Source organism: Streptomyces canus 299MFChir4.1 (genome assembly GCF_000383615.1).
Taxonomy (GTDB): domain Bacteria; phylum Actinomycetota; class Actinomycetes; order Streptomycetales; family Streptomycetaceae; genus Streptomyces; species Streptomyces canus_C.
In genome coordinates, this window is record NZ_KB911593.1 from 211,680 (window position 1) to 231,197 (window position 19,518).

20 protein-coding genes and 2 rRNA genes are annotated in these 19,518 nt (G+C 69.6%); 4 read left to right on the forward strand and 18 right to left on the reverse strand.

Features of this window, described 5'->3' with window-relative positions; all coding sequences use genetic code 11:
- Window positions 1-23 precede the first annotated feature (23 nt).
- Window positions 24-197 (forward strand): hypothetical protein, encoded by a 174-nt coding sequence (locus tag H293_RS59275; RefSeq protein WP_020120720.1) that lies wholly within the window; start codon window positions 24-26, stop codon window positions 195-197.
- Window positions 198-226: 29 nt separating this feature from the next.
- On the opposite strand, the gene H293_RS0125725 is transcribed toward H293_RS59275, so the two are convergent.
- The 7 genes from H293_RS0125725 to H293_RS0125755 form a co-directional block, all read right to left on the reverse strand.
- Window positions 227-583: a DUF805 domain-containing protein gene (locus H293_RS0125725; RefSeq protein WP_020120721.1), complete on the reverse strand. Its 357-nt coding sequence runs from the start codon at window positions 581-583 to the stop codon at window positions 227-229.
- Window positions 584-879: 296 nt separating this feature from the next.
- On the reverse strand, window positions 880-1,872 hold the full coding sequence (gene hemB, locus H293_RS0125730; protein ID WP_020120722.1) for a porphobilinogen synthase: 993 nt from the start codon (window positions 1,870-1,872) through the stop codon (window positions 880-882).
- 167 nt (window positions 1,873-2,039) lie between these two features.
- Window positions 2,040-3,743, reverse strand: coding sequence for a bifunctional uroporphyrinogen-III C-methyltransferase/uroporphyrinogen-III synthase (locus tag H293_RS0125735; RefSeq protein WP_020120723.1), 1,704 nt, complete (start codon window positions 3,741-3,743; stop codon window positions 2,040-2,042).
- Window positions 3,740-4,699 carry a hydroxymethylbilane synthase gene (gene hemC, locus H293_RS0125740; protein ID WP_028808196.1) on the reverse strand — a complete coding sequence of 320 codons (960 nt, stop codon included), beginning with the start codon at window positions 4,697-4,699 and terminating at the stop codon, window positions 3,740-3,742. Before hemC ends, H293_RS0125735 begins: the two co-directional genes overlap by 4 nt.
- Window positions 4,696-6,390, reverse strand: a complete 1,695-nt coding sequence (locus tag H293_RS0125745; RefSeq protein ID WP_020120725.1) for a glutamyl-tRNA reductase — start codon at window positions 6,388-6,390, stop codon at window positions 4,696-4,698. Before H293_RS0125745 ends, hemC begins: the two co-directional genes overlap by 4 nt.
- Entirely contained in the window at window positions 6,387-7,157 is a 771-nt protein-coding gene (locus H293_RS0125750; RefSeq protein WP_028808197.1) for a redox-sensing transcriptional repressor Rex, read from the reverse strand. The genes H293_RS0125745 and H293_RS0125750 overlap by 4 nt, the downstream gene beginning before the upstream one ends.
- A 235-nt stretch (window positions 7,158-7,392) precedes the next feature.
- On the reverse strand, window positions 7,393-7,680 hold the full coding sequence (locus tag H293_RS0125755) for a glutaredoxin family protein (protein ID WP_199790197.1): 288 nt from the start codon (window positions 7,678-7,680) through the stop codon (window positions 7,393-7,395).
- A gap of 117 nt (window positions 7,681-7,797) precedes the next feature.
- Here H293_RS0125755 and H293_RS0125760 point away from each other — a divergent pair, with 117 nt between their 5' ends.
- The 3 genes from H293_RS0125760 (at window position 7,798) to H293_RS0125770 (ending at window position 11,260) form a co-directional block, all read left to right on the forward strand.
- The gene (locus H293_RS0125760; RefSeq protein ID WP_051138158.1) at window positions 7,798-8,724 is read left to right on the forward strand and encodes an HAD family hydrolase; all 927 of its coding nucleotides are present in this window, start codon (window positions 7,798-7,800) and stop codon (window positions 8,722-8,724) included.
- 314 nt (window positions 8,725-9,038) lie between these two features.
- Window positions 9,039-9,812, forward strand: coding sequence for an ECF subfamily RNA polymerase sigma factor, BldN family (locus H293_RS0125765; protein ID WP_020120729.1), 774 nt, complete (start codon window positions 9,039-9,041; stop codon window positions 9,810-9,812).
- Window positions 9,813-10,045: 233 nt separating this feature from the next.
- Window positions 10,046-11,260 carry a DUF5667 domain-containing protein gene (locus H293_RS0125770; protein ID WP_020120730.1) on the forward strand — a complete coding sequence of 405 codons (1,215 nt, stop codon included), beginning with the start codon at window positions 10,046-10,048 and terminating at the stop codon, window positions 11,258-11,260.
- A 249-nt stretch (window positions 11,261-11,509) separates the two neighbouring features.
- On the opposite strand, the gene H293_RS0125775 is transcribed toward H293_RS0125770, so the two are convergent.
- From H293_RS0125775 to H293_RS0125825, 11 genes are all read right to left on the reverse strand, one after another.
- Window positions 11,510-12,562, reverse strand: coding sequence for a lysophospholipid acyltransferase family protein (locus H293_RS0125775; RefSeq protein ID WP_020120731.1), 1,053 nt, complete (start codon window positions 12,560-12,562; stop codon window positions 11,510-11,512).
- 14 nt (window positions 12,563-12,576) lie between these two features.
- Window positions 12,577-13,641, reverse strand: a complete 1,065-nt coding sequence (locus H293_RS0125780) for an NAD-dependent epimerase/dehydratase family protein (RefSeq protein ID WP_020120732.1) — start codon at window positions 13,639-13,641, stop codon at window positions 12,577-12,579.
- A 227-nt stretch (window positions 13,642-13,868) separates the two neighbouring features.
- A complete protein-coding gene (locus H293_RS55170) occupies window positions 13,869-13,967 on the reverse strand; it encodes a 30S ribosomal protein bS22 (protein ID WP_003948845.1) in 99 nt (32 codons plus the stop codon).
- Between the two features lie 177 nt (window positions 13,968-14,144).
- Window positions 14,145-14,354, reverse strand: coding sequence for a helix-turn-helix domain-containing protein (locus tag H293_RS0125790; RefSeq protein WP_016437488.1), 210 nt, complete (start codon window positions 14,352-14,354; stop codon window positions 14,145-14,147).
- Window positions 14,355-14,483: 129 nt separating this feature from the next.
- Window positions 14,484-15,299: a phosphatase gene (locus tag H293_RS0125795; RefSeq protein ID WP_028808198.1), complete on the reverse strand. Its 816-nt coding sequence runs from the start codon at window positions 15,297-15,299 to the stop codon at window positions 14,484-14,486.
- A gap of 84 nt (window positions 15,300-15,383) precedes the next feature.
- Window positions 15,384-16,556: an acetoin utilization protein AcuC gene (locus H293_RS0125800; RefSeq protein ID WP_028808199.1), complete on the reverse strand. Its 1,173-nt coding sequence runs from the start codon at window positions 16,554-16,556 to the stop codon at window positions 15,384-15,386.
- Window positions 16,507-17,721, reverse strand: a complete 1,215-nt coding sequence (locus H293_RS0125805; protein ID WP_020120735.1) for an MFS transporter — start codon at window positions 17,719-17,721, stop codon at window positions 16,507-16,509. The genes H293_RS0125800 and H293_RS0125805 overlap by 50 nt, the downstream gene beginning before the upstream one ends.
- Window positions 17,722-17,787: 66 nt before the next feature.
- Window positions 17,788-18,471, reverse strand: a complete 684-nt coding sequence (locus H293_RS0125810) for a VC0807 family protein (RefSeq protein WP_020120736.1) — start codon at window positions 18,469-18,471, stop codon at window positions 17,788-17,790.
- Between the two features lie 68 nt (window positions 18,472-18,539).
- The gene (locus tag H293_RS0125815; RefSeq protein WP_028808200.1) at window positions 18,540-19,184 is read right to left on the reverse strand and encodes an HAD family hydrolase; all 645 of its coding nucleotides are present in this window, start codon (window positions 19,182-19,184) and stop codon (window positions 18,540-18,542) included.
- Window positions 19,185-19,248: 64 nt separating this feature from the next.
- Window positions 19,249-19,365, reverse strand: a 5S ribosomal RNA gene (rrf, locus tag H293_RS0125820).
- A gap of 70 nt (window positions 19,366-19,435) precedes the next feature.
- Window positions 19,436-19,518, reverse strand: a 23S ribosomal RNA gene (locus tag H293_RS0125825); the annotation flags it as partial.

The following is a 19,518-nucleotide window of genomic DNA, read 5'->3' on the forward strand; positions in this document are numbered from 1 at the left end:
CCGCTCCCCCGCAGCCTGATCCCATGCCCAACCGACCTCACACGCCCCGCCTGCTCACCGCACTCGCCCTCGCCCTCCTCTCCCTCACCACCCTCACGGGCTGCAAGGACGGCCAGGGCGTACGCGACGAGGGCCCTGCCGCGGACAAGGCGGCCGCGGTGAGCCCGGCGGAAAACCAGAAGGCCGCCCGGAACTGACCGGGCGGCCTCGAAGCGGAGCTACGGCATCACACGTGCGCGGGGGCCAGCTTCGGGTTGGGGCCGTACTTGTTGTCGCCCGGCTCGCTGTCCAGCACCGAGAAGACGAACAGGGTGATGCCGCCGACGATCGGCACGAGGCCGAACAGGATCCACCAGCCGCTGCGGCCCGTGTCGTGCAGGCGGCGCGCGGTGACGGCCAGGCCGGGCAGCAGGAAGGCGAGGTAGGGGATCGCCACGAGCCACGACTGCTTGGTGACGGCGCCGAGGATGGCGAACACGACGTAGATGATCCCGGCGAACAGCGCGAACATCCAGTATTCCTTGCGGCGCGCACGCCCGCTGAAGACCGCGTACTTCTTGAGAACTTCGATGAACCAGCTCATGGTGGTGTCCCCCCAGAGATCGCCGTTCGGAACCGTTCCGAATGGATCAGGCCAGGCGCAGAAGATATGGAGGATGTCGGGAACTCGTCAATTCGACGGATGTAAGCGGTGCATCAAGTCGCGCACCTGTCAGACCCCGACAAATCCACTTCCGGCAGGGGGCGGATTCCGGACAGACCGCCAGAAGATCACCACGTGAAGCAGGGGGTGTTGTCCGGACGTTGGCCGGAACGAGCTCAGCCCGTATCCGGACCGAGCTCGAACCGTTGCCGTGACACGCCGTCCCAGCGGCTTCGTCAGCGGAGCTTCTGCGCCACCTCGGTGGCCCAGTAGGTGAGGATGTTCTGCGCCCCGGCCCGCTTGATTCCGGTCAGCGTCTCCAGGATCGCCCGGTCCCGGTCGATCCAGCCCTTCTCGGCGGCGGCCTCGATCATCGAGTACTCACCGGAGATCTGATAGGCGGCGACCGGCACGTCCACGGCGTCGGCGATCCGGGCGAGGACGTCGAGGTAGGGCCCGGCCGGCTTGACCATCACCATGTCGGCGCCCTCCTCCAGATCGAGGGCGAGCTCCCGCAGCGACTCCCGCACGTTCGCCGGGTCCTGCTGGTACGTCTTGCGGTCACCCTGCAACGAGGAGGCGACGGCCTCGCGGAACGGCCCGTAGAACGCGGAGGCGTACTTGGCCGTGTACGCCAGGACGGCCACGTCCTCCCGCCCGATCTGGTCGAGCGCGTCCCGGATGACCCCGACCTGCCCGTCCATCATCCCGCTGGGCCCCACGACATGGGCGCCCGCGTCGGCCTGCACCTGGGCCATCTCGGCGTACCGTTCCAGGGTCGCGTCGTTGTCGACGCGCCCCTGGTCGTCCAGCACCCCGCAGTGGCCGTGGTCGACGGTCTCGTCGAGACACAGGTCGGACATCACGAGCAGGTCGTCCCCGACCTCGGCCCGCACGTCCCGGATGGCCACCTGCAGAATCCCGTCGGGATCGGTCCCCGGCGTCCCGACAGCGTCCTTCTTCGACTCCTCCGGCACCCCGAAGAGCATGATCCCGGACACGCCGGCCGCCACGGCCTCCGCGGCCGCCTTCTTCAGACTGTCCCGGGTGTGCTGCACGACCCCGGGCATCGCCGCGATCGGCACGGGCTCGCTCGCACCTTCCAGCACGAACGCCGGAAGGATGAAGTCAGCTGGGTGCAGCCGGGTCTCGGCGACCATGCGCCGCATGACGGGGTTGGTCCGCAGCCGCCGGGGCCGCGTGCCGGGAAAGGATCCGTACGTCGACATGCCACCTACGCTACGCCCGCCCCGGGGGCACCTTTGCCGACGTTCTGTCGCCGGCCGGGCCCGGGGACGGGCGGCGGTCGCCCCGGGGGCTGGCCGACGGGAAAGCACTGAACCGCCCGTCATCCCCATGGAGCGGGGAATCCGGACGGTCCAGGGCGGAACCCGAATCAGGTGGTACGACGACGCCTGGCCCCCGGCCGCCGCTCACTGGGCCGCGTCACGGGATCCCCCGCCTCCAGCGCGGCAGCGCGCCGCCGCAGCCCGAAGTCGGCCAGCGCCTCGGCCAGCTTGTGCACGGACGGCTCGGGAGCCATCACGTCCACCCGCAGCCCGTGCTCCTCGGCGGTCTTCGCCGTAGCCGGCCCGATACAGGCGATCACGGTCACGTTGTGCGGCTTCCCGGCGATGCCCACCAGGTTCCGCACGGTCGACGACGACGTGAAGAGCACGGCGTCGAACCCGCCCCCCTTGATCGCCTCCCGGGTCTCCGCGGGCGGCGGCGAGGCGCGCACGGTCCGGTAGGCGGTGACGTCGTCGACCTCCCACCCAAGCTCGATGAGCCCGGCGACCAGCGTCTCGGTGGCGATGTCGGCCCGCGGCAGGAAGACCCGGTCGATCGGGTCGAAGACGGGGTCGTACGGCGGCCAGTCCTCCAGCAGACCGGCGGCGGACTGCTCCCCGCTCGGCACCAGATCGGGCTTCACACCGAAGGCGACCAGCGCGTTCGCCGTCTGCTCGCCCACCGCGGCGACCTTGATCCCCGCGAAGGCCCGGGCGTCGAGCCCGTACTCCTCGAACTTCTCCCGGACGGCCTTGACGGCATTGACCGAGGTGAAGGCGATCCACTCGTAGCGCCCGGTCACGAGGCCCTTGACCGCCCGCTCCATCTGCTGGGGCGTTCTCGGCGGCTCGACCGCGATCGTCGGCACCTCGTGCGGCACGGCTCCGTAGGACCTGAGCTGGTCGGAGAGCGAGGCGGCCTGCTCCTTCGTGCGCGGCACGAGAACCTTCCAGCCGAACAGCGGCTTGTTCTCGAACCACGACAGCTGGTCGCGCTGCGCGGCGGCCGAGCGCTCACCGACCACGGCTATCACCGGCCGCCCGCCCTCGGGCGAGGGCAGCACCTTGGCCTGCTTGAGCGTCTGGGCGATGGTGCCCAGGGTGGCCGTCCAGGTCCGCTGCCGCGTGGTCGTGCCGGCGACGGTGACGGTCATCGGGGTGTCGGGCTTGCGCCCGGCAGCGACCAGCTCACCGGCGGCGGCGCCCACGGAGTCCAGGGTGGTCGACACGACCACGGTCCCGTCCGACACCCCCACCTCCGTCCAGCACCGGTCGGAGGCCGTGCGCGCGTCCACGAACCGCACGTCCGCGCCCTGCGCGTCCCGCAGCGGAACACCGGCGTACGCGGGCACGCCGACGGCCGCGGCCACACCGGGCACGACCTCGAAGGGCACGCCCGCGCGGGCGCAGGCCAGCATCTCCTCGGCGGCGTACGCGTCGAGCCCGGGGTCCCCGGACACCGCACGCACGACCCGCCTGCCGCCCCGCGCGGCCTCCATGACAAGATGTGCCGCATCCCGTACAGCGGGGACAGGAGCGGTTGTTGACGTGCCGTCAACGACTGTCAGTTGGGGCGCGCCCGTGCCCGGACCCGGAGCCGAAGACGACTCCGTGTCCGTGTCCACGACAGCGACGCCCGAACGAGCGTGGACGCGTACGACGTCGAGCACTTCGTGCCCGGCGACGAGTACGTCCGCGTTCGTGAGCGCCTCCACGGCGCGCAGAGTCAGCAGTCCCGGATCTCCGGGTCCGGCACCCAGGAAGGTGACGTGCCCGTGTTCAGGACCGGCGGGAAGAGTGGTGGGGCTCACTGTGCTCGCTCCCCCATCAGACCGGCCGCGCCCTGGGCGAGCATCTCGGCCGCGAGTTCACGGCCGAGCGCCATTGCCTGGTCGTACGTCTCGGGCACGGGACCGGTGGTGGACAACTGCACCATGCGCGAGCCGTCGGTGGTGCCGACGACGCCCCGCAGGCGCATTTCCTTGACAATCTGCCCGTCGGCCAGCAGGTCGGCCAGCGCGCCCACAGGGGCGGAGCAGCCGGCCTCCAGGGCGGCGAGCAGTGACCGCTCGGCGGTCACGGCGACCCGCGTGAGCGGGTCGTCGAGCTCGCCGAGCGCTGCGATCAGGTCCGCGTTGTCCGCGGTGCACTCGATCGCGAGTGCTCCCTGGCCGGGAGCGGGCAAAACCATGTCGACCGAAAGGAAATCGGTCACTTCGTCGATCCGGCCGATGCGCTGCAGCCCAGCGGCTGCCAGCACCACCGCATCAAGCTCACCATCGCGCACGAACCGCACCCGGGTGTCGATGTTCCCCCGGATCGCAACCGTCTCGATATCAAGCCCGTGCGCGCGAGCGTACGCGTTCAGCTGCGCGGTACGCCGGGGCGAACCGGTACCGATGCGGGCACCCGGGGGCAGGTCGGTGAATTTCAGGGCGTCCCGGGCGACGATGACGTCCCGCGGGTCCTCACGCTCGGGGAGCGCGGCCAGCACCAGCTCGTCCGGCTGCCCGGTCGGCAGGTCCTTCAGCGAGTGCACCGCGAAGTCGACCTCGCCCTTGAGCACGGCCTCGCGCAGCGCGGTCACGAAGACACCGGTGCCGCCGATCTGCGCGAGCGCCTCCTTGGACACATCGCCGTACGTGGTGATCTCCACGAGCTCGACGGGCCGCCCGGTCACCTGGCCCACGGCTTCCGCCACCCGCCCGGACTGGGCCATGGCGAGTTTGCTCCGCCTGGTCCCGAGCCGTAGCGCCTTGGTACTCATGACGAGCCTCGGTCTTTCTCATCGGTAGTGCTGTCCTCGGCGCGGGAGACGGCGGCCACCGTCTCGGGGTCGAGGTCGAACAAGGTCCGCAGCGCGTCCGCGTACCCGGCACCGCCGGGCTCGGCCGCGAGCTGCTTGACCCGTACGGTCGGCGCGTGCAGCAGCTTGTCGACCACGCGCCGCACGGTCTGCGTGATCTCACTGCGCTGCTTGTCGTCGAGGCCGGGCAGCCGCCCGTCGAGCCGGGCGATCTCACCGGCGACGACATCGGCGGCCATGGTCCGCAGCGCGACCACGGTCGGCGTGATGTGCGCGGCCCGCAGCGCCGCCCCGAAGGCCGCGACCTCGTCGGCGACGATACGGCGGACCTGGTCGACGTCGGCCGCCATGGGAGCGTCCGCCGAGGCCTCGGCGAGCGACTCGATGTCGACGAGCCGCACGCCGCCCAGCCGGTGCACGGCGGGGTCGATGTCCCGGGGCATGGCGAGGTCGAGCAGGAAGAGCGAGGGGGCCGGCCGCGGGATCTCGGCGACGGGCTCGGGCCTGCGCCGCTCGGGAACCCGCCCGATGGCAGCGGCGGTGGCGGCGAGCGCGGCGATGGCGTCGGCCTCCTGCACCGGATCGACCACGGCCACGGACCCCTGCGGGCGAGGCGCGTTGTCCACCCAGGCGGCGTGCTGCTCCAGCTCGGAGGCGGCCATCCCGGCGACGGCGGCTTCCCCGAGCACGGAGAACCCGGCGGTGGCGGGCATGGGAGGCAGGTCCAGAGGACAGTTCTCCTCCGTCCCGTGGTCCGCGGGCAGTCGTGCCGCTTCCGATCCGAAGCGGGACGGCACCCCGCCGGTGCCGGGCTGCGCGTCCAACCCCCGCCCGGCGGCAACGGCCTCAGCGGTCAGGACAAGCCCCGTGGCCCCCGTACAGGACACCACGACATCGGCACGTGTCAGCTCGTCCGACACCGAGTCCATCGGTACCGCACGGGCCGCCACGTCCCCGGCGTCATTGAGTATCTGCGCGAGCCGCTCAGCCCGCTCCGCGGTCCGGTTGGCGATCACGACCTCGGAAACACCCGCCCGCGCAAGCGTCGCCGCGGCCAGCGAGGACATGGACCCGGCCCCGATGACCAGCGCCTTCTTGCCGAGCGCCCAGTCCTGCACCGCCGTACCGGAAGCCAACTGCTCCAGCCCGAAGGTGACCAGCGACTGTCCCGCCCGGTCGATCCCGGTCTCCGAGTGCGCCCGCTTCCCGACCCGCAGCGCCTGCTGGAACAGGTCGTTCAGCAGCCGCCCGGCGGTGTGCAGCTCCTGCGCCCGGGCCAGGGAGTCCTTGATCTGTCCGAGGATCTGCCCCTCCCCGACGACCATGGAGTCGAGTCCGCAGGCCACCGAGAAGAGGTGATGGACGGCCCGGTCCTCGTAGTGCACGTAGAGATAGGGGGTGAGCTCGTCCAGCCCCACCCCGCTGTGCTGGGCGAGCAGCGTGGACAGCTCGGCCACACCCGCGTGGAACTTGTCCACGTCGGCGTACAGCTCGATCCGGTTGCAGGTCGCGAGCACCGCGGCCTCAGTGGCCGGCTCCGCGGCGACGGTGTCCTGGAGCAACTTCATCTGCGCATCGGCATGCAGCGCCGCCCGCTCCAGCACGCTGACCGGCGCGCTGCGGTGACTCAGCCCGACGACGAGGAGACTCATGCCGGCATCACGGCGGGTACGTCCCCGTCGGGCCCTTTGTCGGCGGAGGCGGCGTCACGGCTCGCGGCGACCGGAGCGGCGCCGTCGGACGCGGCGGCGGCCTCCTCACCGGCCTTGCGCTGCTCGTGGAAGGCGAGGATCTGCAGCTCGATGGAGAGGTCGACCTTGCGCACGTCGACGCCGTCCGGCACGGACAGCACGGTCGGCGCGAAGTTCAGGATGGAGGTGACCCCGGCGGCCACGAGCCGGTCGCAGACCGGCTGGGCGGCACCGGCGGGGGTCGCGATGACACCGATGGACACGCCGTTGTCCTCGATGATCTTTTCCAGGTCGTCCGAGTGCCGCACCGGAATGCCCGCGACCGGCTTGCCCGCCATCGCCGGATCGGCGTCGATCAGCGCCGCGACCCGGAAGCCACGGGACGCGAAGCCGCCGTAGTTGGCGAGGGCCGCGCCGAGATTGCCGATACCGACGATCACAACCGGCCAGTCCTGGGTCAGGCCGAGTTCGCGGGAGATCTGGTAGACGAGATACTCGACGTCGTAGCCGACACCGCGCGTTCCGTAAGAACCCAGGTAGGAGAAGTCCTTGCGCAGCTTCGCGGAGTTGACCCCCGCGGCCGCGGCGAGTTCCTCGGAGGACACCGTGGGTACCGAGCGCTCGGACAGTGCCGTCAGGGCTCGTAGGTACAGCGGAAGCCTGGCGACAGTGGCCTCGGGAATCCCTCGGCTACGGGTCGCCGGTCGGTGAGTTCGGCCAGTTGCCACGGTGCTCCTGCGGGTAGAGCGGGGCTGTAGGCGGTCACACGTCCCCGGACCGCCCCGTCGAAAGCAGGCTATGTCTTTGTGAACGCGTGCACAAAGATGGTGTCCGATTTGCCCGGCCAACGTGACCGGGGTCACGCGCGTCTCTCTCGGAGGCAAAACCGCACACTTCCCTCATCAATCCCGCCCCCGAGGCCACTTCGCCATCGATCCTAAGCGACCGACCGGACCAGTTGGACTAGTCGGTCAGGGCCTTGCGGAGGCGCTCCTCGTCCACCCGCCAGAAGGTGTGCTGTTCACCGTCGACGAGCACGACGGGGATCTGCTCCCAGTACTGGTCGTGGAGTTGAGGATCCCGGTCGATGTCCTTGTACTCCCAGGGAACCCCGAGATCTCCACACACCTTCTCGATCACCAGCTGTGCGTCATCACACAGATGACAACCGGGCTTGCGGATCAGGGTGACGAGCCGGTCCCCGGGGACCCTGGCCTGCTTTCGGCGGAAGAGGGGAGTCATGTCAGCCATTCTCCCGCGCGTCGCCGCCGACCGTGGCCGCCTGTTTAACGGCACAGTCTTGGAGTGTTCACACCCTCCAAACCTCTCGACTCCGGAACCACCGAACAGACTGGCTATGCTCACGCCATGGCCGCTCTCGGATGGCTCACTCCCCGTAGGCGCTCCGCCACGGCGCGAAGCGTGTTGGCAGGCGAGGCCTCGGCGGAGGCTGCGCGCAAGTCCTCCCAGGAGGTCGAGGAGACCCCTGGTACGGAACCGGAGTCACAGTTCCCGGTCCTGGGCGACATCCAGGCCGCCGCCTTCTTCGACCTGGACAACACGGTGATGCAGGGCGCGTCCCTCTTCCACTTCGGCCGCGGCCTGTACAAGCGGAAGTTCTTCGAGACCCGCGACCTCGCCCGCTTCGCCTGGCAGCAGGCCTGGTTCCGACTCGCCGGCTCCGAGGACCCGGAGCACATGCAGGAAGCCCGCGACTCGGCCCTGTCCATCGTGAAGGGCCACCGCGTCGCCGAACTCCAGTCGATCGGCGAGGAGATCTACGACGAGTACATGGCCGAGCGCATCTGGCCGGGCACCCGCGCGCTGGCACAGGCGCACCTGGACGCCGGCCAGAAGGTGTGGCTGGTCACGGCGGCCCCGGTGGAGATCGCCCAGGTGATCGCCCGCCGCCTCGGTCTCACCGGCGCGCTCGGCACGGTGGCGGAGTCCGTGGACGGCGTCTACACGGGAAAGCTCGTCGGTGAGCCCCTGCACGGCCCCGCGAAGGCGGAGGCGGTCCGGGCCCTGGCCGCGGCGGAGGGGCTCGACCTGTCGCGCTGCGCGGCGTACAGCGACAGCCACAACGACATCCCGATGCTCTCGCTGGTGGGTCACCCCTACGCGATCAACCCGGACACCAAGCTCCGCAAGCACGCCCGCCGACTGGACTGGCGCCTGCGCGACTACCGCACGGGCCGCAAGGCGGCGAAGGTCGGCATCCCGGCGGCCGCGGGCGTGGGAGCGGTGGCGGGCGGCACGGCGGCGGCGATCGCCCTGCACAAGCGCCGCCGGTAACCAGGCAAACACACCAATCCCCGGGTTTTGTACGCGTAACCCCGTGTGCAGGCACATTGGCTGCACACGGCCACAACACGCCCCGTTCCCTGACAGAACGCGACCGTTTTCGATCAACAACCGGTCACTCTGTGGTACTTGAAGGGCCTCCAATCGGTTACGGAAGCGACGTAATCGATGAATAGAGCAACTGGGTGTAGCAGTGCCTGCACTAAGCGTTATTCTCCTCAGACGCAATCCGGTACCTCTCCGTCGCTACGACGGGTGAACGGTCCCGCACTGCACGTGATGGAAGCTCTGCCTCTGGGAGTCCCGTGTACCCACACGTCGGGGTTGACGCCTCGGGCCTGGCTACGCTGCGCGCAACGGTCCTCGACCTGTTGCGCGGCTTCGTCCCCACCGCGTACGCCGTCCCCGCCCTCGCCGTAGCCGCGGCACCGATCGGCCCGTGCTACGCACTGGCCGACGGTTCCGCGGCCGTCGGCAGACGAGGGCGTTCGACCGGTGCCGCACCGGCCCGCCGTCCCGCCGCGGACAGCGACAGCGCCCGCATGATGGACCTGGTCGAACGCGCCCAGGCCGGCGAGGCCGACGCTTTCGGCCGCCTGTACGACCAGTACAGCGACACGGTGTACCGGTACATCTATTACCGGGTAGGAGGTAAGGCCACCGCCGAGGACCTGACGAGCGAGACGTTCCTGCGTGCGCTCAGAAGGATCGGCACCTTCACATGGCAGGGCCGCGACTTCGGCGCCTGGCTCGTCACCATCGCGCGCAACCTCGTCGCCGACCACTTCAAGTCGAGCCGGTTCCGGCTGGAGGTCACCACCGGCGAGATGCTCGACGCCAATGAGGTCGAGCGCTCGCCCGAGGACTCCGTCCTGGAGTCCCTCTCCAACGCCGCACTGCTGGACGCCGTCCGCCGGCTCAACCCCCAGCAGCAGGAGTGCGTGACCCTCCGTTTCCTCCAGGGCCTCTCCGTCGCCGAGACCGCCCGGGTGATGGGCAAGAACGAGGGCGCCATCAAGACCCTGCAGTACCGGGCCGTCCGCACCCTGGCCCGGCTCCTCCCGGACGACGCCCGCTGAGAGCGCACGCCCCGTAATCATCAACTCGCTCTCGGTGAAAGTCCGTTGACTCCCCGATCCGATCATCCGCAGTCCGTAACCCAAGTGCCACGCCGCTCGTTGTGCGGGATGCAGGCTCCCTGTGGTCACTCCCTGGCCGACTCCGATCACCCGATCGGGTGCTTGTGCTCAGGGTGTGCAACCCTCAGGACCCCCTGGGGAGTCGACCGTCATGACGAGAGGAGGTGCCGCCAGTGATCGCGAACGTATCGGCGCACCGGCGGGCGAACGCCTTCGCCCAGGCCCTGGAGGAGCAGTCCGACCGGGAACCGGCGGCCGAGCAGTCCGAAGGACCAGCTCCGGCCACCGCGGAACACCCCGATCCGGGCCGTCTGTTGGCCCTCGCGGAGTGTCTCGGCGAGCTGCCCAGGCCTGAGCTGGACCCCGAGGTCAAGGTCGTCCAGCGAGCCCAGCTGGTGGCCGCGATGGAGGCCATGCTGCTGGAGGGCGACGGGGCGGAACCCGCGGTCCCCGATCAGCGCTCCCATCGGGCCAAAGGCACCCACCGGGCGAGTCCGCTCGGGAAACTGCGCCCGCGTTCCCGGCTCACCAAGGGCCTGGCCGCGGGCGGCCTGAGCGTCGGCGTCGCCGCCGGGGCCTTCGGCGGAGTGGCCGCGGCCAGCTCCGACGCCCTGCCCGGGGACTCGCTGTACGGCCTCAAGCGCGGCATCGAGGACTTCAAGCTCAACCACCTGTCCGACGGGGACGACGAGCGCGGTGTCGCCTACCTCGACCAGGCCTCCAACCGGCTGAACGAGGCTCGCCGCCTGATGGAGCGCGGCCGGGGCGGCCACCTCGACCACGAGTCCGTGGGCGAGATCCGCCGCGCCCTGTCCGGCATGCAGCACGACGCCTCCGAGGGCCACCGACTGCTGCACGAGGCGTACGAGCGCGACCCGAACTCCCTGGGCCCCATCCAGGCCCTGGCCGGCTTCTCGCGCTCGCACCGCGAGGCCTGGGGAGCGCTCCGCGACCGGCTGCCCGTCCAGCTCGGCGATGTCAGCGACCAGGTGTCCGAGGTCTTCGACGCCATAGACGAAGAAGTCGCGCCGCTCCAGTCCCTGCTCCCCGAACCCCCGGCCCGTGGCGGCGGCCCGGGACAGCAGCAGGGCTCCGGGCCGACGTCCTCGAACACCTCGACCGGCTCGGGGCGCTCCACGGCCCCGGGTGGTGCCGGCGGCTCCTCGGAGCACACCGGCGGCAGCAGCCCGAGCAAGTCGACCCCGTCCGGCGGCCAGGACGACGGCCTGCTCGGCGGCAACACCGGCGGCCTCCTCGAACCCCCGAAGGACACCGGCACCGCCACCCCGACGTCCCCGGCCCCCTCGGCCGACCCGGACGTCACCCTCCCGCCCCTCCTCCCGGGCCTCCTGCCCGGCCTGGGCATCAACGGCGAGAACGCGAACTAGCTCTTCCGGTACGACGGTGGGGGCGCCCTTCCTGCGAAGGGCGCCCCCACCGTCGTACCGTGATCAGCCCGTCAGAAGAACACCGACCTTCGCTGCACCAGCAACTCGGCCCCTCCCGCCTGCCGCCCTCGCACTGCTACGCAGGCTTCGGACAGCCGCGCCCGACTCCGTCCGGCGTCCTGCGGTCACCCCGCAGCCCCCGGTCGGACGGGCGTCCTCCGACCCCACGGCCCCACCGGAACTACCCCGTCAGAAAAACACCGACCTTCGCTGCACCAGCAACTTGTACAGCGTGTGCTGGATCTGTTCCCTCACCTGGTCCGTCAGGTTGAACATCAGCATCGGGTCCTCGGCGGCCTCCGGCGGATAGCCGTCCGTCGGGATCGGCTCACCGAACTGGATCGTCCACTTCGTCGGCAACGGAACCGCCCCCAACGGACCCAGCCACGGGAACGTCGGCGTCAACGGAAAGTACGGGAAGCCCAGCAGACGCGCCAGGGTCTTCGCGTTGCCGATCATCGGGTAGATCTCCTCCGCGCCCACGATCGAGCACGGGATGATCGGGGTCCGCTGACGCAGCGCCGTGGAGACGAAGCCGCCCCGGCCGAAGCGCTGGAGCTTGTAGCGCTCGCTGAAGGGCTTGCCGATGCCCTTGAAGCCCTCCGGCATCACACCGACCAGTTCACCGCGCCCCAGCAGCCGTTCGGCGTCCTCGGCGCAGGCGAGGGTGTGACCGGCCTTGCGGGCGAGTTCGTTGACCACCGGCAGCATGAAGACCAGGTCCGCCGCCAGCAGCCGCAGATGCCGGTTCGCGGGGTGGTGGTCGTGGACGGCGACCTGCATCATCAGGCCGTCCAGCGGAAGGGTGCCCGAGTGGTTGGCGACGATCAGCGCGCCGCCCTCGGCCGGGATGTTCTCGACGCCCTTCACCTCGACCCGGAAGTACTTCTCGTACACCGGCCGCAGCAGGGACATCAGGACCTGGTCGGTGAGTTCCTCGTCGTAGCCGAAGTCGTCGACCTCGTAGTCCCCGGTGAGCCGTCGGCGCAGGAAGTTCAGACCTCCCGCGATCCGTCGTTCCAGACCGCCCTCGTCGTGCGCCTGCTGCGGCGGCTGTTCCTCACACGTCACAGGAACATCATCCTGCGCGGAAGCCGCGCTGGGCAGGGGCTGGACCTCACGGACCAGCGCGGGCTCGGGGCCCTTGCGCCGGCTCCCGGCACTCCGGCGCCGCGCCGGCCGCTGTACGGCGCCTGCGCGGGACCGGTCGTCGTCGAACGGAATGACCTTGGCGTCCGCCATCGTTGATGCGCTCCTCAGTTGGCGCTCTGCGTCGGGGGGTGGCCGCTGCCCGCCAGGGGCGGCAGCGCGGCGATCCGGTCGACGGCCCCCGCGAGGGCCTCCGGCGGCAGCAGCCCGGGGCCCTGGCTGCGCGCGAAGTCCGCGAAGGTCTCCGCCGTCGTGTATTTCGGCCGGAATCCGAGCGTCTCGCGCATCTGGACCGTCGACACGACCCGGCCGTGGGTCAGCAGCCGGATCTGCTCGGGCGAGAAGTCCGTCATTCCCAGCGTACGCACCAGCGACCCGGCCCAGGTGACGGCCGGCAGCAGCAGGGGCACGGTGGGCCGACCGAGCCGCCGGGAACACTGCGACAGCAGCAGGACCCCGTCGCCCGCGATGTTGAAGGTGCCGCTGTTGAGCGTGCCCCGCTCCGGATCGTGTGAGGCCATCCTGAGCACCTCGATCACGTCGTCCTCGTGCACGAACTGCAACCGCGGGTCGTACCCGAACACGGTCGGCAGCACCGGCAGCGCGAAGTACGAGGCGAGCGGGGTGTCCGCCGTCGGCCCCAGGATGTTGGCGAACCTGAGCACGCACACGGCCACGTCGGGGCGCCGCCGCGCGAAGCCGCGCACATACCCCTCGACCTCGACCGTGTCCTTGGCGAAGCCGCCGGAGGGCAGGGACTTGGGCGGGGTGGTCTCCGTGAACACGGCGGGATCGCGGGGCGCGGACCCGTACACGTTCGTACTGGACTTCACCACCAGCCGCTGCACGTTCGGCGACTTCTGGCAGGCACCGAGCAGCTGCATGGTGCCGATGACGTTGGTCTCCTTGACCGTGGACCGGCTTCCGCTGCCGAGCGCCATCGCCGTGACATCCAGGTGTACGACCGTGTCGGCGGCCGTCTCCGCGAGAATCCGCGCGATACCGGGCTGCCTGATGTCCGCCTGGATGAAGTCGGCACCGCCCAGATGGTGTTCCGGCGGCACCGCGTCCACGGCGATCACCCGGTCCACCCGCGGGTCACGCTGTATGCGTCGTACGAACCGGCCTCCCAGCTGTCGGGCCACTCCGGTGACGAGCACGACCTTTCCCAAGATCAGCGCCTTCCTTCCAGCCGCAGTCCAGCCTTGTACGGCTCCTGTACAGCCCCAGTCCTGTGCCGCGTTCCCCGTGTGCCGCCAACTTAGCGGTTCGATGTTGCGCTGTGATGACCGCCCACTGCGTGAGGTGACGACATCCAGCCCAACGCCACGTCCTGACACGCGTGTGGCCCCCCACCGGCATTGGGTGGGGGGCCACAACCACGCTTACGCGTCGTCGCCTACTTCTTGTTGCGACGCTGAACGCGCGTGCGCTTGAGCAGCTTGCGGTGCTTCTTCTTGGCCATCCGCTTGCGCCGCTTCTTGATAACAGAGCCCACGACTACCCTCGCTCACTTCTCATCACTCGGTGCTGGGCGCCATGGGCCCATACGACCTACGAGGGGCTAGCCTACCCGCCCGAGCGCTGAGGTCGTAATCGAGGTGAACCGGGGAGATCCGGCAGGGGCCACGAGTGCCCTGAGACCCCTTGGGAACCTCCCCGAGTCCGGTCGTCGTCAGGCCGTCTCCACCCCCACATAGCTCTCGCGGAGGTACTCGTGAACCGCGTTCTCGGGGACACGGAAGGACCGTCCCACCCTGATCGCGGGCAGATGACCGCTGTGCACCAACCGGTACACGGTCATCTTCGACACTCGCATCACCGAGGCGACTTCCGCCACGGTAAGGAACTGAACCTCACTCAGAGGCCTCTGTTCAGCAGCCATGACACACCTGAACCTTCCGCACTCGACGGCCACCGGCTTCCCCTTCCGGTGACTCTTCGTCGCTGCGTGCTCACTCCCCAATGTAGGGGCGGGTGATGCAAGTGGGGAAGAGGTGCACCCATCGGCGGCCTACTGTGACAGACACGCTCGATTGAGTACGTAGCGGGTCAGCGGCCGGTAGTAATCAGACCGCACAGCGTCATCAAGTGGAACGACGACGGACACGGCCCCCTCGGCCTCCCCCACAAAGAGCGCGGGGTCGTCCGTATCCGCGAGCCCAATGGCCTCAAACCCCAGCTGACCTGCTCCGCAGACCCATCCGTGATCCCCGATCACGAGCTCGGGGAGCGGTCCGCCGTCCTCCGCCGCGGCCGCCAGGGCGGTACGAACCGGGAGCGGTGAATGCGTGTGTGCGCCCGGCTCACAACCGGAGCTCTCCGCCTCCCGTCGCCGCACGAGCGCGACTCCTCGTACGTACTGAAGGTTGTACGTACGTAGACCGAACCGGGTCGTTATGTCGACACAGCGACCATACGCAGGGGTGAGGACGGCACATCCCGCCGCCGAGAGGGCGTCCGCGAGGGCGGCGTAGAACCCGAGCAGTCGGTGCGGATGACCGGTGCCGAGAAGCACGGCCCCGCTGCGCTGGGCAACTGCCGCGAGCCGCTCCGCGAAGGCGTCGAGCGCTACGAGCGTCCGTTCAGGATCGATCACATCGCGGCCCGTTCTATGCCGAGGATTGCCCGAAACCCCGCACTTGTCAGCCATGAGACCGATCAGATCCCGCTCATTCCAGGACCATTCAGGATCAATCCCGATCAGCACCCTCGGATCCCGGGCCGCGAACAACCGATAGCTCCGCAGACTCTCCTCCCGGGAGGTGGCCACGGGCCCGGCCAGACGAGCGGCCAGCAGATGGGCGCGGAGGGCGCCGGTGCTCAACACGGGAGCGATGGTGACGGATGCAGGGGTGGGGAGGGGACGGGAACAGGAAAACACCGCACAGTTGGAGTAACCGGGCCGTGCGCCCTACGCCAGCAACCCCCGCAACGGAAACACCGCCCGCCGAGTGGCCAGCACCGCCTGATCAAGCCGGTCCGCGGGGTCGTACCCCGCATCCCACTCCGCGTAGGACACCGGCCACCGCCCGTCCGTCATCCGGGCCGGCGCCAACTGCCGCGTCCGGGCGAAGACTTCCTGCCGCCACCCCTCGGGAATCATCGCCTCGGGCTCGATGGCCCGCCCCGCGGCGATCCCCACCAGATGCGTCCAGGACCGGGGCACGACGTCCACCACGGCGTACCCGCCGCCCCCCAACGCGATCCACTTCCCCCCGGCGTACTCGTGCGCCAGCTCATGACAGGCGACCTGCACCGCCCGCTGCGCGTCCAACGACACCGCGAGATGGGCCAGCGGATCCTCGAAGTGCGTATCGGCCCCGTGCTGCGTCACCAGCACATCGGGCCGAAAATCGGCGATGAGCTCCGGCACCACCGCGTGGAACGCCCGCAACCACCCCGCATCCCCCGTCCCGGCCGGCAGCGCCACGTTCACCGCGCTGCCCTCGGCCGAGTCCGCACCCGTCTCCTCCGGCCACCCGGTCTGCGGGAAGAGCGTCCGGGGATGCTCGTGCAACGAGACCGTCAGCACCCGCGGATCCTCCCAGAACGCCGCCTGCACCCCGTCCCCGTGATGCACGTCGACATCCACATAGGCGACCCGCCGGGCCCCCAGCTCCAGCAGCCGCGCGATGGCGAGCGAGGCGTCGTTGTAGATGCAGAACCCGGACGCTCCCCCCGGCATCGCGTGGTGCAGCCCACCCGCGAAGTTCACCGCGTGCAGCGCGTCCCCCCGCCATACGGCCTCCGCCGCTCCCACCGACTGCCCGGCGATCAGCGCGGACACCTCGTGCATCCGCTCGAAGGCCGGATCGTCCATCGTCCCCAGCCCGTACGACTGGTCGGCCGCCCCCGGGTCCACGGAGGCCGCCTTCACGGCCTCGACGTAGTCCTCCCGGTGCACGAGCCGCAGCGTCGACTCGCCCGCCGCCTTCGCGGCCACGACCTCCACGTCCCGGTCCAGCCCGAAGGCGTCCACCAGTCGCCGGGTCAGGTCGAGCCGGACCGGGTCCATCGGATGGTCCGGACCGAAGTCATAGCCCGTTACTGCCTCGTCCCACATCAGCTGTGCGCGGCCGCTCATGCCCGCCACCGTATCGGTCCGGTTGAGCCGCGAACGACTTGGCGTACACCAGCGTCACCAGCACCAACACCATCGGCACGAGCATGGCCCCGCGATAGCTCCACGCGTCCCCCAAGGCCCCCACCAACGGCGAACCGACGAGAAACCCCACGTAGTTGAAGACGTTCAGCCGAGCGACCGCCGCATCCGACGCCCCCGGGAACAGCCGCCCGGCCGCGGCAAAGGTCTGCGGCACCAGCACACACAACCCCAGCCCCAGCAGCGTGAACCCGAGCATCCCCACCCACGGCCCGGGCGCCACGGCCACCACCGCGAACCCCCCGGCCGCCACCAGCGCCCCCGCCCGTACGACCGTCGCCGCCCCGAACCGCCGTACCCCGAAGTCCCCCAGGGCGCGCCCCAGCAGGGTCGTCACCATGTAGACGTTGTACGGCACGGTCGCCAGCTGCTCACTGCTCCCGAGCACGTCCTGGAGGTACTTGGCGCTCCAGTTGGAGACGGTGGAGTCCCCGATGTAGGCGAAGGTCATCACCAGACACAGCGGCAGCAGCAGCTTGAAGACGACCCCGTCCCCACCACCCCGCGCCTTCTCCTCCTCGGCGGCGCCGTCCCCGTCGACGTACCACCGGCTCCCCACCAGGCACAGCGGCACCAGCACCACCACGACCGGCAGGTAGGACACGAACAGCGCGAGATGCCAGTGCGCCCCGACCCAGGCGAGCGAGGCCCCCACGATCCCGCCGAGACTGAACACCGCGTGAAAGCTCAGCATGATGCTGCGCCCGTACGACCGCTGCAGGCTCACCCCGAGCATGTTCATGGACGCGTCGAGCATGCCGACCGCGAGCCCGAAGGCGGCGAGCGAGACCCCGAGTTCGACCGTCGAGTCCCCGGCCCCCACCCCGAGCAGCGCCAGGAGCACGACGGGCTGGGCGACGCGCAGCAGCCGACTGGGCCGTATTCGTTTCACCAGGTGCTCGGTCGAGACGCTCCCGACCCCGGCGAGGATCGGCACGGCGGCCAGGAACGCCGGCAGCAGGGCGTCGGACACCCCGTACCGGTCCTGGATGGCAGGGATCCGCGTCACCAGCAGAGCGAAGGCGACACCTTGCGCGAAGAAACTGAACGCCAGCGAGGCCCTACCGCGCCGCAGCACATCTGTCATGGCGGCGAGCGTAGGGCCCCGACGTACTCGTGGGTAGATCCAGCCAAAGATGAGTTTCCCTCAGCTTTATCGGGCGAGGGCCACCTCGGGCCTCGCGGGGGCGCAGGTCTTCGTCTCGGCGATCAGCATCCGGGCCATCGGTCCGGCCCCGATCGCCCCGCTGACCAGGAAGGCCACCGCCATCGACACGACCATGACCACGGACCCGAGCCACACCATCGTGTCCACCGGCAGCGTGTACGCCCCCACGACCCGCAGCACGCACTCCGTCAGCAGGACGACACCCCACACCACGGAGAACCGCCGCTCGGCCCGCCGGAAGTCCGCCGACCCGGCCAGGAGCCGTTCCCAGGCGGCCTCCCGCTCCGCGATCCCCTTCACCAGCCAGGGCTTCATGCCCGCGGTCATCATCGGCCTCCCCAGCGCGACGGACACGAGGACACCGATCCCGATCACACTGCTGACCCCGCTGTCCTTGGCGAGCATCAGCCGCGGGTCGCCGGCCACGAAGCTGAGCAGCAGCCCCACGACATTGACGACGAGGATGAGGGCGGCGAGACCGTTGACCGTCCGCTCCTTCACCACACTCCAGCCGGTGCGCACGGCCGGCACGACACTGCTGAGGCCCAGCGCCATCAGCGTGCTCATCCCGAGCCCGTCCCTGAGCAGGTAGTACGCCCCGATCGGCACAGCCACGTCCACGATCAGAGGAGCCAGGTTCGCACGCTTCGAGTTCGTCTTCGTCGCCATGCCCTCAGCTTCTCGTCCGGCGAGGGGTGCCGGTAGAAACGATCGTCCGGACCTCGGCATGACAAATGTCAGACGAGCAGGTCCGCCAACTCACCCATGTCGGAGAAGAGTTGAGTGGCCCCGGCGAGCTTCGCGGCCGGCGTCATCGCGGTGAACCCGTACACATCCATCCTGGCCGCGTTGGCCGCCTGCACCCCGAGCGGGCTGTCCTCGACCACCACACACCGGCCGGGCTGGACCCCCATCCGCTCGGCGGCATGGAGAAACAGGTCCGGCGCCGGCTTCCCCCGCTCCACATCCTGCGAACTGAAGATCCGCTCGTCCTCGAACCACCGGTCGAGCCCGGTCGCCCGATGCCCCACTCGGATCCGCTCATGACTCCCGGAGGACGCGACACAGTACGGCACCCCGTCCGCCGTCAGCTTCTCCAGTACGCCGGTCACGCCGGCCACGGCCTTCAACTCCCGCTCGAACGCGGCGAAGACCCTGGCGTGGAAGACGTCGTCGAAGTCCTCCGGCAGCCGCCGCCCGGTCCGCTCCAGGACGAGGTCGTGAATCCGGTGCATGGCGGAGCCCATGTAGTCCCGGATGGAGTCCTCATAGGAGGTCGGGTGCCCGAGCTCCGTCAGATAGGCGGCGAGGTGCCGGTTGGAGATCGGCTCACTGTCGACGAGCACGCCGTCGTTGTCGAAGATGACGAGGTCATAGCGCATGCTGTTGACCATAAACGCAGAAAGGCCCACACCATAAGGTGTGGGCCTTTCCACTCTAAAAGGAGTTCGGCGGTGTCCTACTCTCCCACAGGGTCCCCCCTGCAGTACCATCGGCGCTGTAAGGCTTAGCTTCCGGGTTCGGAATGTAACCGGGCGTTTCCCTCACGCTATGACCACCGAAACACTATGAAGTTCGACCGGAAAAAGACACAGTCGTTGCCTCAGAACTAACACAGTGGACGCGAGCAACTGAGGACAAGCCCTCGGCCTATTAGTACCGGTCACCTCCACCCATTACTGGGCTTCCAGATCCGGCCTATCAACCCAGTCGTCT